The following is a 15,070-nucleotide window of genomic DNA, read 5'->3' on the forward strand; positions in this document are numbered from 1 at the left end:
GCCCGCAACACAGCGGCATCGAGAGAAGGAACAGAAGCCACCATGGCGGGACAGAAGATCCGCATCCGGCTCAAGGCCTATGACCACGAGGTCGTCGACTCCTCGGCTCGGAAGATCGTCGAGACGGTGACGCGCACCGGGGCGCAGGTCGCGGGCCCGGTGCCGCTGCCCACGGAGATCAACCGTTTCTGCGTTATCCGCTCGCCGCACAAGTACAAGGACTCGCGCGAGCACTTCGAGATGCGCACGCACAAGCGGCTGATCGACATCATCGACCCGACCCCGAAGACGGTCGACTCGCTCATGCGCCTCGACCTGCCGGCTGGCGTCGACATCGAGATCAAGCTGTAGGGACCGGACAAATGGACAGGCAAGTCAAGGGGATCCTGGGCGCCAAGCTCGGCATGACCCAGGTCTGGGACAACAACCGTGTTGTTCCCGTGACCGTGGTCGAGGCCGGCCCGTGCGTCATCAGCCAGGTTCGTAGCGCCGAGAAGGACGGTTACTCCGCGGTCCAGCTGGCCTACGGCACCATCGACCCGCGCAAGGTCAAGAAGCCGATCAGCGGGCACTACGCCAAGGCGGACGTGGCGCCGCGCCGGCACATCGTCGAGCTGCGCACCACGGACGCCGGGGAATACTCGCTCGGCCAGGAAGTCACGGTCGAGGAGTTCCCGGCCGGCGTCACCATCGACGTCACCGGCAAGACCAAGGGCAAGGGCTTCGCCGGCGCGATGAAGCGGCACGGCTTCCACGGTCTGGGCAGCAGCCACGGTGTCGAGCGCAAGCACCGCTCGCCCGGTTCCATCGGCGCCTGCGCCACCCCGGGTCGTGTCTTCAAGGGCACCCGGATGGCCGGCCGGATGGGTGGCGTTCGCTACACCGTGCAGAACCTGACCGTCCAGGCGGTCGACACCGAGAACAACCTCCTGCTCGTCCGGGGTGCCATTCCTGGCCCCAAGGGCGCGCTGGTTCTGGTCCGTACCGCGGCCAAGATCAAGGTGAAGAAGGGCGGTGCGGCCAAGTGACCACCGTTGACGTGCGCACCGTCGAAGGCACCACCAGCAGCTCCGTCGAGCTGCCGGCGGACATCTTCGACGTGCAGGCCAACGTCGCGCTGATGCACCAGGTCGTGGTGGCCCAGCTCGCGGCGGCCCGACAGGGCACGCACAAGACCAAGACCCGCGCCGAGGTTGCTGGTGGCGGCAAGAAGCCGTACAAGCAGAAGGGCACCGGTCGCGCCCGGCAGGGCTCGATCCGCGCGCCGCAGTTCGCCGGCGGTGGCGTCGTGCACGGTCCCGTGCCGCGCGACTACAGCCAGCGGACCCCGAAGAAGATGAAGGCCGCCGCTCTGCGGGGTGCCCTCTCCGACCGGGCCCGCGCCGGGCAGGTGCACGTCGTCGAGGCGTTCGTCTCGGGCGAGAAGCCGTCGACCAAGGCCGCTCTGGCCACGCTGACCAAGCTCACCGAGGCCCGTCGGGTCCTGGTCGTGCTGAGCAGCACCGACGAGCTGAACTGGGTGTCGCTGCGCAACGAGCCGCGCGTGCACCTGATCGAGTCCGGCCAGCTGAACACGTACGACGTGCTGGTGGCCGACGACGTGGTCTTCACCAAGGACGCCCTGGACGAGTTCCTGGGCGTGCCCGCCGAGACCACCGAGGAGGGTGGCAAGTGAGCACGATCGCCGACCCGCGCGACATCATCGTGGCGCCGGTCGTCTCGGAGAAGAGCTACAGCGAGCTGAACCGGAACTGGTACACCTTCCTGGTGCACCCGGACGCGAACAAGACCGAGATCAAGATCGCTATCCAGCAGATCTTCAACGTCCGCGTCCTGACGGTCAACACGCTCAACCGCCAGGGTAAGCGCAAGCGCACCAAGACCGGCTTCGGTCAGCGCAAGGCGACCAAGCGGGCGATCGTGAAGCTGGCTGACGGTGACCGCATCGAGGCCTTCGGCGGCCCGGTCAGCTGAGGGGTGTAGACAATGGCTATCCGTAAGTACAAGCCGACGACGCCGGGCCGACGTGGCTCGAGTGTCGCTGACTTCGCCGAGATCACCCGGTCCACGCCGGAGAAGTCGCTGCTGGTTCCGCTGCCGAAGAAGGGCGGGCGTAACGCCCACGGCCGGATCACCACGCGGCACCACGGCGGCGGTCACAAGCGCCAGTACCGTCTGATCGACTTCAAGCGGGTCGACAAGGACGGCGTGCCGGCGAAGGTCGCTCACATCGAGTACGACCCGAACCGCACGGCGCGCATCGCGCTGCTGCACTACGCCGACGGCGAGAAGCGGTACATCATCGCGCCGAAGGACCTGAAGCAGGGCGACCGCGTCGAGTCCGGACCGGGCGCCGACATCAAGCCGGGTAACAACCTGCCGCTGCGCAACATCCCGGTCGGTACCACGGTCCACAACGTGGAGCTGCGTCCGGGTGGCGGGGCCAAGCTGGCCCGGTCCGCCGGCGTCGGTATCCAGCTGCTCGGCCGCGAGGGCGCGTACGCGACCCTGCGTATGCCGTCCGGCGAGATCCGGCGGGTGGACGTTCGCTGCCGCGCAAGCGTCGGCGAGATCGGCAACGCCGACCAGTCGAACATCAACTGGGGCAAGGCCGGCCGGATGCGGTGGAAGGGCAAGCGCCCGACCGTCCGTGGTGTCGCCATGAACCCGGTCGACCACCCGCACGGTGGTGGTGAGGGTAAGACCTCCGGTGGTCGCCACCCGGTCAACCCGCAGGGTAAGCCCGAGGGCCGCACCCGCCGTAAGGGCCAGCCGAGTGACCGGCTGATCGTCCGCCGCCGCTACGCCACGCGTAAGCGCGGCTGAGGGAGATAAGACATGCCTCGCAGCCTGAAGAAGGGCCCGTTCGTCGACGACCACCTGCTCAAGAAGGTGGAAGTACAGAACGACAAGGGCTCCAAGAACGTGATCAAGACCTGGTCGCGGCGTTCGACGATCATCCCCGAGATGCTGGGGCACACGATCGCCGTTCATGACGGACGCAAGCACGTCCCGGTGTTCGTGACCGAGGCGATGGTCGGGCACAAGCTCGGCGAGTTCGCGCTGACCCGCACGTTCAAGGGTCACGAGAAGGACGACCGGAAGAGCCGTCGGCGCTGACGCCGCGGGCATACGGATAGAGGGAACAAGGGGTTACAGCGATGCCAGGAAAGGGCGACGCTCCGGTGCTTCCGGGCGCGCGGGCGGTTGCGCGGCACGTGCGCATCTCGCCGATGAAGGCGCGCCGGGTGGTCAACCTCGTCCGCGGCCTGCCCGCGAAGGAGGCGCTCACGGTGCTGCAGTTCGCGCCGCAGGCTGCGAGCGAGCAGGTGTACAAGGTGCTCGCTAGCGCGATCGCCAACGCGGAGAACAACGAGCGGCTGGACCCCGACGCGCTGCTCGTCAGCGAGGCCTTCGTGGATGAGGGCCCGACGATGAAGCGGTTCCAGCCGCGGGCGCAGGGTCGGGCGTACCGAATCCGCAAGCGCACCTGCCACATCACCGTGGCGGTCGAAGCGGTCGCGCCGGCAGCGCCGAGGAAGGCCGCGGCGAAGAAGGCCGCCCCGGCCACGGAGGCCGCACCGGCCGAAGCGCAGAGCAAGACGGAGGACGCCGAGTAATGGGTCAGAAGGTTCACCCCACTGGGTTCCGGCTCGGCATCTCGACCGACTGGAAGTCCCGCTGGTTCGCGGACAAGCTCTACAAGGACTACATCGGCGAAGATGTCAAGATTCGCCGGATGATGTCCAAGGGCCTCGAGCGTGCCGGCATTTCCAAGGTCGACATCGAGCGCACCCGCGACCGGGTTCGGGTCGACATCCACACCGCCCGGCCGGGCATCGTCATCGGCCGTAAGGGTGCGGAGGCCGACCGGATCCGCGGCGAGCTTGAGAAGCTCACCGGCAAGCAGGTTCAGCTGAACATCATCGAGGTGAAGAACCCCGAGTCGGACGCTCAGCTGGTCGCGCAGGGCGTGGCCGAGCAGCTGTCCAGCCGGGTCAGCTTCCGTCGGGCGATGCGCAAGGCCATGCAGTCGGCGATGAAGAACCCGGTCTGCAAGGGCATCCGGGTTCAGGTCTCGGGCCGCCTCGGCGGCGCCGAGATGAGCCGGACCGAGTTCTACCGTGAGGGCCGGGTTCCGCTGCACACGCTGCGGGCCAACATCGAGTACGGCTTCTTCGAGGCCCGTACCACGTTCGGCCGGATCGGTGTGAAGGTCTGGATCTACAAGGGCGACGCCGTCCCGGGCCGGGAGGCTCCGGCCGAGGCCGGTCCGTCCCGCCCGCGTCGTGGTGAGCGTGGCGACCGTCCCGAGCGTCCGCGTCGTGGCCGGTCGGGTTCGTCCGGCACCACGGCCGGTGGCACCGAGGCCGGGCGGGCTGCTGCGACCACCATCGCGCAGCAGGCCGAGACGCCGAGCGGCGAGCCGGTGGACAGCGCAGCTGTCGCCGCCGCGGCTGCTCCGGCAGAAACGCAGCAGGAGGGCTGACAGATGCTGATGCCGCGCAAGCCCCCGAAGGGCTTCCGCAAGCCGCACCACCCGGACCGCAGTGGCGCGTCCAAGGGTGGTAACCGGGTGGTGTTCGGCGAGTTCGGGATCCAGGCTCTCGAGCCGGCGTACGTGACGAACCGGCAGATCGAGTCGGCACGTATCGCGATGACTCGCCACATCAAGCGTGGTGGCAAGGTCTGGATCACGATCTTCCCGGACCAGGCCCTCACCAAGAAGCCTGCCGAGACCCGGATGGGTTCCGGTAAGGGTTCGCCCGAGTGGTGGGTTGCCAACGTCAAGCCGGGGCGGGTTCTCTTCGAGATGTCCTTCCCCAACGAGCAGACCGCGCGAGAGGCCATGCGTCGCGCGATCCACAAGCTCCCGATGAAGTGCCGCATTGTTACGCGCGAAGTGGGTGAATCCTGATGGCAGCGGGCGTTAAGGCGACCGAGCTGCGTGAGCTCTCCGAAGAGGAGCTGGTCACGAAGCTGCGGGAGGCCAAGGCGGAGCTGTTCAACCTCCGCGTGCAGGCCGCAACCGGGCAGCTGGACAACAACCGGCGGTTGCAGGTCATCCGTCGGGAGATCGCCCGGATCTACACGATCATGCGTGAGCGCGAGCTGGGGCTCTCGGCCGCGCCGACTGAGGTGACTGCATCATGACCGAAGAGACCGCCACCGCCGCCGCGCGGTCGCGCCGCAAGGTCCGCGAGGGCCTGGTGATCAGCGACAAGATGGACAAGACCGTCGTCGTCGAGGTCGAGGACCGGGTTCGGCACGCGCTGTACGGCAAGATCATGCGCCGTACGGCCAAGCTGAAGGTGCACGACGAGCAGAACGCCGCTGGCACCGGTGACCGGGTTCTCATCATGGAGACCCGGCCGCTGAGCGCCACCAAGCGTTGGCGGATCGTGGAGATCCTGGAAAAGGCCAAGTAGCGAAGGCTCGAGCTCGCCCGGCGTTGCGTCGGGCGTAGGTTCCGCCAGGCTCCGGCCGCTACGGCGGCCGGAGAACCGGCAGACATAGGAGATAGACGTGATTCAGCAGGAGTCGCGACTGCGCGTCGCCGACAACTCGGGTGCTCGGGAGATCCTGTGCATCCGGGTTCTCGGTGGCTCGGGTCGGCGCTACGCGAGCATCGGCGACGTCATCGTGGCCACGGTCAAGGACGCGATCCCGGGTGCCGGTGTGAAGAAGGGCGACGTCGTCAAGGCGGTCGTCGTTCGCACGGCCAAGGAGAGGCGTCGGCCGGACGGCTCGTACATCCGCTTCGACGAGAACGCCGCCGTCATCATCAAGGACGGCGGGGACCCGCGTGGTACCCGCATCTTCGGCCCGGTGGGCCGGGAGCTGCGGGACAAGCGGTTCATGAAGATTATTTCCCTCGCGCCGGAGGTGTTGTGACCGTGAAGGTCAAGAAGGGCGACACGGTCGTCGTCATCGCCGGCAAGGACAAGGGTGCCAAGGGCAAGGTCATTCAGGCCTACCCGCGGCAGGACAAGGTCCTGGTCGAGGGCGTGAACCGGGTCAAGAAGCACACCCGCATCAGCACCACCCAGCGTGGCGCCAAGACCGGCGGCATCGTCACTCAGGAGGCCCCGATCCACGTCTCGAACGTGCAGGTCCTGGACTCCGACGGCAAGCCGACCCGCGTCGGTTACCGGATCGACGACAACGGCCAGAAGGTCCGCATCGCGCGCAGCACCGGTAAGGACCTGTGATGACCACGGCTACCGAAAAGACCCTGCCGCGCCTCAAGGAGCGGTACCGCAACGAGATCGTGGCCCAGCTGCGCGAGCAGCACAGCTACGGCAACCCCATGCAGGTGCCGCGGCTGGTCAAGATCGTCGTCAACATGGGTGTCGGCGAGGCTGCTCGCGACGCCAAGCTGATCGACGGCGCGGTCCGCGACCTCGCCACGATCACCGGCCAGAAGCCGCAGGTGCGGCGGGCGACCAAGTCCATCGCGCAGTTCAAGCTGCGTGAGGGCATGCCGATCGGTGCGAAGGTGACCCTTCGCGGCGACCGGATGTGGGAGTTCCTGGACCGGCTGCTGTCCATCTCGCTGCCGCGTATCCGCGACTTCCGCGGTCTGGACGGGCGCAAGCTGGACGGGCACGGCAACTACACGTTCGGTCTGACCGAGCAGTCGGTGTTCCACGAGATCGACCAGGACCGGATCGATCGCCAGCGGGGCATGGACATCACGGTGGTCACGACCGCCACGACCGACGACGAGGGCCGGGCGCTGCTCAAGCTCCTGGGCTTCCCGTTCAAGGAGAACTGAGATGGCCAAGAAGGCGCTGATCATCAAGGCGGCCGCGAAGCCGAAGTTCTCGGTTCGCGCGTACACCCGCTGCCAGCGGTGCGGGCGTCCGAAGGCGGTCTACCGCAAGTTCGGGCTCTGCCGGGTCTGCATCCGGGAGATGGCTCACCGTGGTGAGCTGCCGGGCGTGTCCAAGGCTTCCTGGTAAGGGCGACCGCGTCCCGGCCGTCGGCCGGGAACTCCTGCACCGATTAGGTATTGCTCTTCGCCGTAGGCCCGGGGCTGATGCCCCGGGAACCCCGGCGAGAAAGGCTGACGAAATCCATGACGATGACCGACCCGATCGCAGACATGCTCACGCGTCTGCGTAACGCCAACCAGGCGTACCACGATCAGGTGAAGATGCCCTACTCCAAGATCAAGGCGAACATCGCCGAGGTCTTGAAGGCCGAGGGTTACATCGCCACCTGGTCGGTCGAGGAGCCCGAGGAGGGTGCCGTCGGCAAGCGACTGGTCGTCGAGCTGAAGTACGGCCAGAACCGCGAGCGGAGCCTGGCCGGCATCAAGCGCGTGTCCAAGCCCGGTCTCCGGGTGTACGCCAAGTCGGACGGGCTCCCGCGGGTGCTCGGTGGGCTGGGCGTGGCGATCATTTCGACGTCCCAGGGGCTGCTGACCGACCGGCAGGCCCGCAAGCGGAGTGTTGGCGGGGAAGTCCTCGCCTTCGTCTGGTAACGGGAGACTGGTAGAAATGTCGCGAATTGGACGTAAGTCGATCCCGGTACCGGCCGGCGTCGACATCACGATCGACGGGCAGACCGTCAAGGTCAAGGGCCCCAAGGGCCAGCTTCAGCACACCCTCGCCGAGCCGATCACGGTCGAGCGGGCCGAGGATGGGCAGCTGAACGTCAACCGGCCGAACGACGAGCGCAAGGCCAAGGAGCTCCACGGCCTGAGCCGTACGCTGGTTGCCAACATGATCGTCGGGGTCACCGAGGGCTACCGCAAGAGCCTGGAGATCGCCGGCACCGGTTACCGGGTCACCGCCAAGGGTTCGGACCTCGAGTTCGCGCTCGGGTTCTCGCACCCGGTGGTCGTCCCCGCCCCGGCGGGCATCACCTTCACGGTGGAGCGGCCGACCCTGTTCCACGTGGCTGGCATCGACAAGCAGCAGGTCGGTGAGGTCGCCGCCAACATCCGGAAGATCCGCCCGCCGGAGCCCTACAAGGGCAAGGGCGTGAAGTACCAGGGCGAGGTCATCCGCCGCAAGGCCGGAAAGGCAGGTAAGAAGTGAGCGCCACGCTGCTCAAGCGCCGCCGCGGTGTCGCCGCCAAGCGCGCCGTTGGGCGTGCGCGTCGGCACTTCCGCGTCCGCAAGAACGTCAGCGGTACGTCCGAGCGTCCGCGCCTGGTCGTCACCCGTTCGCTGCGGCACATGGTCGCCCAGATCGTCGACGACACCAAGGGACACACCCTGGCGTCGGCGTCGACCCTGGACGCCTCGCTGCGCGGTACGGAGGGCGACAAGAGCGCCCTCGCCGGCAAGGTGGGCGCACTGCTCGCCGAGCGGGCCAAGGCCGCCGGCGTCTCCAAGGTCGTCTTCGACCGCGGCGGCAACCGGTACGCGGGGCGAGTCGCCGCGCTTGCCGACGCCGCCCGCGAAGCCGGGCTCGAGTTCTAACAACCCCGTCACGAGAGATAAGGAAGGCTGCTGATGCCAGGTCAACAGCGCCGTGGCGGCGGGTCCGGTGGCAACGAGGGTGGTCGCCGCGACAACCGCCGTGAGGGCGGCCGCGGAAACGCGCCCGTCGAGAAGACCCCGCACCTTGAGCGGGTCGTCGCGATCAACCGCGTCGCCAAGGTCGTGAAGGGTGGTCGTCGCTTCAGCTTCACCGCCCTCGTGATCGTGGGCGACGGCGACGGCACGGTCGGCGTGGGCTACGGAAAGGCCAAGGAGGTGCCCGCGGCCATCGCCAAGGGTGTCGAGGAGGCCAAGAAGCACTTCTTCAAGGTCCCGCGGATCGGTCAGTCGATCCCGCACCCGGTGACGGGTGAGGACGCCGCTGGCGTCGTGCTGCTCAAGCCGGCCTCGGCCGGTACGGGTGTCATCGCCGGTGGTCCGGTGCGCGCCGTGCTGGAGTGCGCCGGGATCCACGACGTGCTCTCGAAGAGCCTCGGCTCCTCGAACCCGATCAACATCGTGCACGCCACCGTGGCGGCCCTGAAGGGGCTTGAGTCCCCCGAGCAGGTCGCGGCGCGTCGTGGTCTGCCGGTGGAGGACGTCGCGCCGGCCGCCATGCTGGCGTCGCGTGCGGGGGTGGCGCGCTGATGGCACGTCTGAAGGTCACCCAGCTCCGGTCCGGTATCGGGACCAAGCACAACCAGCGTGAGTCGCTGCGTTCGCTCGGTCTCAAGCGGATCAACGACGTGGTGGTCAAGGAGGACCGGCCCGAGATCCGCGGCATGATCTTCACTGTGAGCCACCTCGTGAAGGTCGAGGAGGTCGAGTAATGACGATCAAGGTTCACCACCTGCGCCCGGCGCCCGGATCCAAGACCGCGAAGACCCGTGTGGGTCGCGGTGAGGGTTCCAAGGGCAAGACGGCCGGTCGCGGTACCAAGGGTTCCAAGGCCCGGAAGAACATCTCGGCGGCGTTCGAGGGTGGGCAGATGCCCATCCACATGCGCCTTCCGAAGATGAAGGGCTTCAAGAACAAGTTCAAGGTGGTCTTCCAGGTGGTCAACCTGGACCGACTCGCTGAGCTGTTCCCGAACGGTGGCCAGGTTGGCCCGCTGGAGCTGGTTGAGTCCGGTGCGGTCCGCAAGGGTCACCCGGTCAAGGTCCTCGGCACCGGGGACCTCGGCGGAGTGGCGCTCCAGGTGACCGCGCACGCGTTCAGTGCGTCGGCCAAGGAGAAGATCGCCGCCGCCGGTGGCTCCGCCACCGAGCTGTAAGGCGTACAACCCATGGCGCCCGTCCAGTTGTGAGCAACTGGCGGGCGCCATGGTCTGCCTGGGGTCTCAAGTGCCCGGTAACATCGGAATCGATTTATGTAGTCGGGCGCATCTGCCCGGACCGGGGTCGGACTGTTAGAGTCCCATCCCAGCCATGGATTGCGGGCACTCGCCCGTGATCCACCCCCACCCGCCAGGGATCACCGGCGGCCCGCCTCGCGCAGGAGGAAGAAGTTGCTGTCCGCCTTTCTCAGTGCGTTCCGTACGCCTGACCTGCGCAAGAAGCTGCTGTTCACAGTAGGCATCATCGCGGTCTACCGGCTGGGTGCGACGCTCCCCAGCCCGGGCGTCTCGTACGGCAACGTGCAGAAGTGCCTCGACTCCATCTCGGGTGACACGACGGGCCCGCTGAATCTGCTCAACCTCTTCTCCGGCGGAGCGCTGCTACAGCTCTCGGTCTTCGCGCTGGGCATCATGCCCTACATCACCGCGTCGATCATCCTGCAGCTGCTGACCGTCGTGATCCCACGGCTGGAGCAGCTCCGCAAGGAGGGCCAGGCCGGTCAGGCGAAGATCACGCAGTACACCCGCTACCTGACCCTCGGTCTCGGCGTGCTGCAGGCCTCGGCGTTCGTGGCGCTGGCCCGCTCGGGCCAGCTGTTCCAGAACCGCTGCGACCAGTTCCCGATCATCCCGACCGGCACCGGCATCCCGGACTGGCTGACCCTGACGATCCTGGTGATCACCATGACCGCCGGCACCGGCATGGTCATGTGGCTCGGCGAGCTGATCACCGACCGGGGCGTCGGCAACGGCATGTCCGTCCTGATCTTCACCTCGATCGCGGCCCGGCTGCCCGGCGAGGGCTGGCAGATCAAGACCAGCCAGGGTTGGGGCAAGTTCGCCCTCGTCATCGCGCTGGTCCTGGTGGTCATCACCGCGGTCACCTTCATCGAGCAGGCGCAGCGCCGGATCCCCGTGCAGTACGCCAAGCGGATGATCGGCCGGCGGATGTACGGCGGCACCTCGACCTACATCCCGTTGAAGGTCAACCAGGCGGGTGTGATCCCGGTCATCTTCGGCTCGTCCCTGCTCTACCTGCCGCAGCTGGCCCTTCAGTTCTTCGACCAGAACGATCCGGGCAAGGTCCAGGCGTGGATCCAGAACAACCTGGTCGCCCCGAACAGCCCGATCTACATCTCGGTCTACTTCCTGCTGATCATCTTCTTCACGTACTTCTACGTCTCGATCACGTTCAACCCGACCGAGGTCGCGGACAACATGAAGAAGTACGGCGGGTTCGTGCCGGGCATCCGGCCGGGCAAGCCGACGGCCGACTACCTGGACTTCATCCTCAGCCGGATCACCCTGCCGGGCGCGCTCTACCTCGGCATCATCTCGATCCTGCCGAACTTCTTCTTCATCTGGCTGGACAGCCAGCAGTACCAGAACTTCCCGTTCGGTGGCACCGCTGTGCTCATCATGGTCGGCGTCGGTCTGGAGACCGTGAAGCAGATCGAGAGCCAACTCATGCAGCGGAACTACGAAGGGTTCCTGCGGTAGATGAGACTCGTTCTGGTTGGCCCGCCGGGTGCGGGTAAGGGCACGCAGGCTGAGTTCGTCGCTGCGCACCTGTCGGTACCCAAGATCTCGACCGGAGACATCTTCCGTTCGAACGTCACCCAGGGCACGCCGCTCGGCGTCGAGGCGAAGCGCTACATGGACGCAGGCGAGCTGGTTCCGGACGAGGTAACCATCAACATGGTCCGGGACCGGCTGGCCGAGCCCGATGCCAGCGAGGGCTTCCTGCTCGACGGCTTCCCGCGGACCACTCCGCAGGCGGCCGCCCTGGACAAGCTCCTCGCCGACCTGGGCACCGCGCTGGATCTGGTCCTGGAGCTGGTGGTCGACGACGACGAGGTGATCCGGCGGCTCTCCGGTCGGCGTACCTGCCGGGGCTGCGGCAAGATCTGGCACGTCGAGTTCGACGCCACCACCCGTCCGGGAATCTGCGACAGGTGCGGCGCCGAGCTGTTCCAACGCGACGACGACAAGCCGGAGACGATCGCCACCCGGCTTCGTGAGTACAGCGAGAAGACCGCGCCCCTGGTCGACTACTACGGCGCTCAGGGCAAGCTGGTCGGGATCGACGCCACCGGCCCGGTGGAGGACGTCACCACCCGGGCCATCGACGCACTGCGGTCGTACGGCGGCTGAGGTCCCGCCGGACCACGGCGGATAGAGTGCGAACAGCGGGGTACGCATGACGTGCCCCGCTGTTCGGCAACGAAAGGTAATCGCTCCATGCGTCGTCCCCAGCTGGACATCCAGCTGAAGACCCCTGACCAGATCGAGAAGATGCGGGCCGCCGGGCTGGTGGTCGCCGAGGCGCTCCGCCGGATGCGGGAGGCAGTCGCCCCGGGCGTGAGCACCGCCGATCTGGACGCCATCGCCGAGTCGACCATCCGCGAGGCGGGTGGTGTGCCGTCGTTCAAGGGCTACCACGGTTTCCCGGCGTCGATCTGCTCCTCGGTCAACGAGCAGATCGTGCATGCGATCCCGTCGCCGACGCAGGTGCTCGAGGCCGGTGACCTGATCTCGATCGACTGCGGCGCGGTGCTGGACGGGTGGCACGGCGACTCCGCCATCACCGTCGGGGTCGGCGACGTCGACCCGGCGCTGTTGAAGATGGCTGAGGTCGCCGAGGACGCCATGTGGGCCGGTATCGCCGCCGCCGCCCGCGGCGCGGGCAGCGGCAAGGGCCGGCTCACCGACATCTCGCACGCCGTGGAGAGCGCCGTTCGCAAGGGCGGCCGGTACGGCATCGTCGACGGCTACGGCGGGCACGGCATCGGCACCGAGATGCACCAGGACCCGCACGTGCTCAACCACGGCCGGCCGGGCAAGGGTCCACGTCTGGTGCCGGGCATGGCGTTGGCCATCGAGCCGATGATCACGATGGCGTCCCCGCGTACGGTCGAGTTGGCCGACGGCTGGACGGTCGTCACCCGGGACGGCTCGATCGCGGCGCACGTCGAGCACTCGATGGCCCTGCTGCCGGACGGCGTGTGGGTGCTCACGGCCTTCGACGGCGGCCGCGCCCGCCTGGGCGACCTGGTGACCGCCCGCCAACCAGCAGCCTCCACCACCCCCTGAGCCCCACACCCACCCGCGCCGTCGCCACCCCACCCCGTCTCACCCCGTTGATCATGGGGTTATCGGCGCGACACGCCGCTCTCCCGGCCGGTAACCCCATGATCGACGGCGACGGCGGGCGACGGCGGCGGCGACTGGCGACCGCGCGGTTTGGTGGGGCGTGGGGGTGGCTTGGGGGTGGCATGCTTGCCGGCATGGACGGGCGCGACGGAATGCGAGCCGCGGACGCGGACCGTGCGGCGGTGGCCGAACGGCTGCGGGTCGCCCTCGACGAGGGTCGACTGGACCTGCACGAGTACGACGAGCGGTTGCAGCGGGCCTACGCGGCCCGCACGTACGCCGAGTTGGAAGCTCTGCTCACCGATCTGCCGCCGGTGACGCCGACGCAGTCGTCGGTCCTGGCGCCGGCCTCGGTCGGTGGACCGGCGGTCAGCCCGCTGGCCGGCCAGCCCGACCAGGTGCCGACCGGTGATGCCACCGCACGTTGGTTGGGTGAGGTGTGGCTGCCGTACCTGAAGGTGATCGCCATCGTGGTGGCCATCTGGGCGGTGACGTCGGTGCTCAGCAAGCAGCTGCTCTACTTCTGGCCAGGCTGGGTGGCGGGGCCCTGGGGTGCGGTGCTGGTGGTGCGTACGGTCACCGGGTTGGCCGGGGGAGAGCCCCGGCGTCAGGCGATCGAGCGGGCGCGGCGGCGGCAGCGCAAACGGGCGAAGCGGGAACGCCGGCGGGAGCTGCGTTCCGGTGAATCGGACGAACGGGACGATCCGCAGCCGGCTGGCTGACCACCGGCGACGTCGCCTCGGGCTGGGAGTGGCCGGGGTCACCGATCGACAGGCGCCCCCATGGAGATCAGCTGGCCCTCGGGTGGGGCTCAGCACCTGACCCGGCGGCGTGTTGGGTGGCCGGTTTGGCGTGCGACTGCAGGCCGGCGTACACTTTCAGATCGGCGCACAGCGTCCACTCCGGCATGCCCACCCTGCGCTTCGGTGGGAGCTGGAGCCGCGGCTGGCGCGGTCTTCTGATTCTGATCAGATTTCCGTGTAAGACGTTGTGGGCCGCCCGGAGCAATCGACGTCAGGACAGCGGAGGACATGCCGAAAAAAGACGGAGCCATTGAGATCGAGGGTCGGGTCATCGAGCCCCTGCCGAACGCCATGTTCCGGGTGGAGCTCGCGAACGGCCACAAGGTGTTGGCTCACATCAGCGGCAAGATGCGGCAGCACTACATCCGCATCCTTCCGGAGGACCGGGTCGTCGTCGAACTCTCGCCGTACGACCTGACCCGCGGGCGCATCGTCTACCGCTACAAGTAGTCCTGACGACGGCCGGGAAGTCCCGTGTCTGTCTTCGACGTCCGGTGTCGCGTAGAGCGCGTCCCTGGGCCAGATGGGAAGTAAGGCAACCGTGAAGGTCAACCCGAGCGTCAAGAGGATCTGCCAGAAGTGCCGGGTTATCCGCCGGCACGGCCGGGTCATGGTCATCTGCAGCGACCCGCGCCACAAGCAGCGCCAGGGCTGACTCAGCCGTCCGGCCGGAACACGGCCGGGTGGTGTTGGTCCAGGCAATCCGCAGCGACACACACATCACACATGCTCGTCCCAGCCGCGAGCGGTACGCCAGACGTACCTCTGCGTGGCTGACCCCCGGTCGGAGGCCGGGGCCCGCTCGGGCAGCGACCGATCCCGGTCGCCGGCGCTCACCGCGTCGGAAAGACGGGACGGCCGGTAGCGGGGTGGGACGGGTCCACACCTCCGCCACACATCACGAGGAGTACGCCCGCACATGGCACGTCTAGTCGGCGTGGATCTCCCCCGCGAAAAGCGGTTGGAGATCGCGCTCACCTACATCTTCGGGGTCGGTCGTACCCGCGCCCTGGAGACACTCGCCGCCACCGGCATCTCGCCGGACAAGCGCGCTCGGGACCTCACGGACGAGGAGCTCGTGCAGCTCCGCGACCACATCGAGGGCAACTACAAGGTTGAAGGCGACCTGCGCCGCGAGGTCGCCGCTGACATCCGCCGCAAGGTTGAGATCGGCTGCTACGCCGGCATCCGGCACCGCCGGGGCCTGCCCGTGCGTGGCCAGCGGACCAAGACCAATGCACGGACCCGCAAGGGCCCGAAGCGGACCGTCGCCGGCAAGAAGAAGCCCGGCAAGAAGTAGTTCTTGACCGGATGACGGGGTCGGCCGCCGCCGAGGCGGGTCAG

28 protein-coding genes are annotated in these 15,070 nt (G+C 67.8%); all 28 read left to right on the forward strand.

From position 1 onward, the window contains the following. Positions 1–42: 42 nt before the first annotated feature. The 28 genes from rpsJ (at position 43) to rpsM (ending at position 15,026) form a co-directional block, all read left to right on the forward strand. Positions 43–351, forward strand: a complete 309-nt coding sequence (gene rpsJ / locus AB0C01_RS10600) for a 30S ribosomal protein S10 (protein WP_007073037.1) — start codon at positions 43–45, stop codon at positions 349–351. 11 nt (positions 352–362) lie between these two features. Beyond that, positions 363–1,028, forward strand: a complete 666-nt coding sequence (gene rplC, locus AB0C01_RS10605; protein WP_184178725.1) for a 50S ribosomal protein L3 — start codon at positions 363–365, stop codon at positions 1,026–1,028. Then, positions 1,025–1,675: a 50S ribosomal protein L4 gene (gene rplD / locus AB0C01_RS10610; RefSeq protein WP_110563096.1), complete on the forward strand. Its 651-nt coding sequence runs from the start codon at positions 1,025–1,027 to the stop codon at positions 1,673–1,675. The genes rplC and rplD overlap by 4 nt, the downstream gene beginning before the upstream one ends. Next, positions 1,672–1,974, forward strand: a complete 303-nt coding sequence (gene rplW / locus AB0C01_RS10615) for a 50S ribosomal protein L23 (protein WP_007465304.1) — start codon at positions 1,672–1,674, stop codon at positions 1,972–1,974. The genes rplD and rplW overlap by 4 nt, the downstream gene beginning before the upstream one ends. A 12-nt stretch (positions 1,975–1,986) precedes the next feature. Further along, positions 1,987–2,826, forward strand: a complete 840-nt coding sequence (gene rplB, locus AB0C01_RS10620) for a 50S ribosomal protein L2 (protein WP_357253573.1) — start codon at positions 1,987–1,989, stop codon at positions 2,824–2,826. A gap of 12 nt (positions 2,827–2,838) precedes the next feature. Beyond that, positions 2,839–3,120 (forward strand): 30S ribosomal protein S19, encoded by a 282-nt coding sequence (gene rpsS, locus AB0C01_RS10625; protein ID WP_007465299.1) that lies wholly within the window; start codon positions 2,839–2,841, stop codon positions 3,118–3,120. A gap of 41 nt (positions 3,121–3,161) precedes the next feature. Next, positions 3,162–3,620, forward strand: a complete 459-nt coding sequence (gene rplV, locus AB0C01_RS10630) for a 50S ribosomal protein L22 (RefSeq protein ID WP_007465297.1) — start codon at positions 3,162–3,164, stop codon at positions 3,618–3,620. Continuing rightward, positions 3,620–4,489, forward strand: a complete 870-nt coding sequence (gene rpsC, locus AB0C01_RS10635; protein WP_007465294.1) for a 30S ribosomal protein S3 — start codon at positions 3,620–3,622, stop codon at positions 4,487–4,489. The genes rplV and rpsC overlap by 1 nt, the downstream gene beginning before the upstream one ends. 3 nt (positions 4,490–4,492) lie before the next feature. Continuing rightward, positions 4,493–4,918, forward strand: a complete 426-nt coding sequence (gene rplP, locus AB0C01_RS10640) for a 50S ribosomal protein L16 (protein ID WP_053653940.1) — start codon at positions 4,493–4,495, stop codon at positions 4,916–4,918. Next, positions 4,918–5,154, forward strand: a complete 237-nt coding sequence (rpmC, locus tag AB0C01_RS10645; RefSeq protein WP_007465283.1) for a 50S ribosomal protein L29 — start codon at positions 4,918–4,920, stop codon at positions 5,152–5,154. Before rplP ends, rpmC begins: the two co-directional genes overlap by 1 nt. After that, positions 5,151–5,429 (forward strand): 30S ribosomal protein S17, encoded by a 279-nt coding sequence (gene rpsQ, locus AB0C01_RS10650; RefSeq protein WP_030489590.1) that lies wholly within the window; start codon positions 5,151–5,153, stop codon positions 5,427–5,429. The genes rpmC and rpsQ overlap by 4 nt, the downstream gene beginning before the upstream one ends. Positions 5,430–5,526: 97 nt before the next feature. After that, positions 5,527–5,895: a 50S ribosomal protein L14 gene (gene rplN, locus AB0C01_RS10655; protein WP_357253571.1), complete on the forward strand. Its 369-nt coding sequence runs from the start codon at positions 5,527–5,529 to the stop codon at positions 5,893–5,895. Next, positions 5,892–6,212 (forward strand): 50S ribosomal protein L24, encoded by a 321-nt coding sequence (rplX, locus tag AB0C01_RS10660; protein ID WP_172899047.1) that lies wholly within the window; start codon positions 5,892–5,894, stop codon positions 6,210–6,212. Before rplN ends, rplX begins: the two co-directional genes overlap by 4 nt. Then, positions 6,212–6,778: a 50S ribosomal protein L5 gene (rplE, locus tag AB0C01_RS10665; RefSeq protein ID WP_354944330.1), complete on the forward strand. Its 567-nt coding sequence runs from the start codon at positions 6,212–6,214 to the stop codon at positions 6,776–6,778. Before rplX ends, rplE begins: the two co-directional genes overlap by 1 nt. 1 nt (position 6,779) lies before the next feature. Beyond that, entirely contained in the window at positions 6,780–6,965 is a 186-nt protein-coding gene (locus AB0C01_RS10670) for a type Z 30S ribosomal protein S14 (RefSeq protein ID WP_007465272.1), read from the forward strand. Between the two features lie 116 nt (positions 6,966–7,081). Further along, on the forward strand, positions 7,082–7,489 hold the full coding sequence (rpsH, locus tag AB0C01_RS10675; protein ID WP_007465270.1) for a 30S ribosomal protein S8: 408 nt from the start codon (positions 7,082–7,084) through the stop codon (positions 7,487–7,489). Between the two features lie 16 nt (positions 7,490–7,505). Next, positions 7,506–8,048, forward strand: a complete 543-nt coding sequence (rplF, locus tag AB0C01_RS10680) for a 50S ribosomal protein L6 (protein ID WP_357570904.1) — start codon at positions 7,506–7,508, stop codon at positions 8,046–8,048. After that, positions 8,045–8,434, forward strand: a complete 390-nt coding sequence (gene rplR / locus AB0C01_RS10685) for a 50S ribosomal protein L18 (RefSeq protein ID WP_357080808.1) — start codon at positions 8,045–8,047, stop codon at positions 8,432–8,434. The genes rplF and rplR overlap by 4 nt, the downstream gene beginning before the upstream one ends. 33 nt (positions 8,435–8,467) lie before the next feature. Then, positions 8,468–9,082, forward strand: a complete 615-nt coding sequence (gene rpsE / locus AB0C01_RS10690) for a 30S ribosomal protein S5 (RefSeq protein WP_007465263.1) — start codon at positions 8,468–8,470, stop codon at positions 9,080–9,082. After that, complete coding sequence (gene rpmD, locus AB0C01_RS10695) at positions 9,082–9,264, forward strand: 50S ribosomal protein L30 (protein WP_007465262.1); 183 nt, start codon at positions 9,082–9,084, stop codon at positions 9,262–9,264. The genes rpsE and rpmD overlap by 1 nt, the downstream gene beginning before the upstream one ends. Beyond that, positions 9,264–9,707, forward strand: coding sequence for a 50S ribosomal protein L15 (gene rplO / locus AB0C01_RS10700; protein ID WP_357253568.1), 444 nt, complete (start codon positions 9,264–9,266; stop codon positions 9,705–9,707). Before rpmD ends, rplO begins: the two co-directional genes overlap by 1 nt. A gap of 234 nt (positions 9,708–9,941) precedes the next feature. After that, the gene (gene secY / locus AB0C01_RS10705; protein ID WP_357253566.1) at positions 9,942–11,270 is read left to right on the forward strand and encodes a preprotein translocase subunit SecY; all 1,329 of its coding nucleotides are present in this window, start codon (positions 9,942–9,944) and stop codon (positions 11,268–11,270) included. Continuing rightward, positions 11,271–11,924: an adenylate kinase gene (locus tag AB0C01_RS10710; RefSeq protein ID WP_007465256.1), complete on the forward strand. Its 654-nt coding sequence runs from the start codon at positions 11,271–11,273 to the stop codon at positions 11,922–11,924. A gap of 87 nt (positions 11,925–12,011) precedes the next feature. Then, on the forward strand, positions 12,012–12,863 hold the full coding sequence (map, locus tag AB0C01_RS10715) for a type I methionyl aminopeptidase (RefSeq protein WP_357570905.1): 852 nt from the start codon (positions 12,012–12,014) through the stop codon (positions 12,861–12,863). Positions 12,864–13,057: 194 nt separating this feature from the next. Beyond that, entirely contained in the window at positions 13,058–13,645 is a 588-nt protein-coding gene (locus AB0C01_RS10720) for a DUF1707 domain-containing protein (protein ID WP_357253562.1), read from the forward strand. Positions 13,646–13,954: 309 nt separating this feature from the next. Then, positions 13,955–14,176 (forward strand): translation initiation factor IF-1, encoded by a 222-nt coding sequence (gene infA, locus AB0C01_RS10725; RefSeq protein WP_007073013.1) that lies wholly within the window; start codon positions 13,955–13,957, stop codon positions 14,174–14,176. A 91-nt stretch (positions 14,177–14,267) separates the two neighbouring features. Then, positions 14,268–14,381 carry a 50S ribosomal protein L36 gene (gene rpmJ / locus AB0C01_RS10730; RefSeq protein WP_357253706.1) on the forward strand — a complete coding sequence of 38 codons (114 nt, stop codon included), beginning with the start codon at positions 14,268–14,270 and terminating at the stop codon, positions 14,379–14,381. A gap of 264 nt (positions 14,382–14,645) precedes the next feature. Beyond that, complete coding sequence (rpsM, locus tag AB0C01_RS10735) at positions 14,646–15,026, forward strand: 30S ribosomal protein S13 (RefSeq protein WP_030329917.1); 381 nt, start codon at positions 14,646–14,648, stop codon at positions 15,024–15,026. Positions 15,027–15,070: the final 44 nt, after the last annotated feature.

This window comes from Micromonospora sp. NPDC048905 (assembly GCF_040649655.1).
Taxonomy (GTDB): Bacteria; Actinomycetota; Actinomycetes; order Mycobacteriales; family Micromonosporaceae; genus Micromonospora.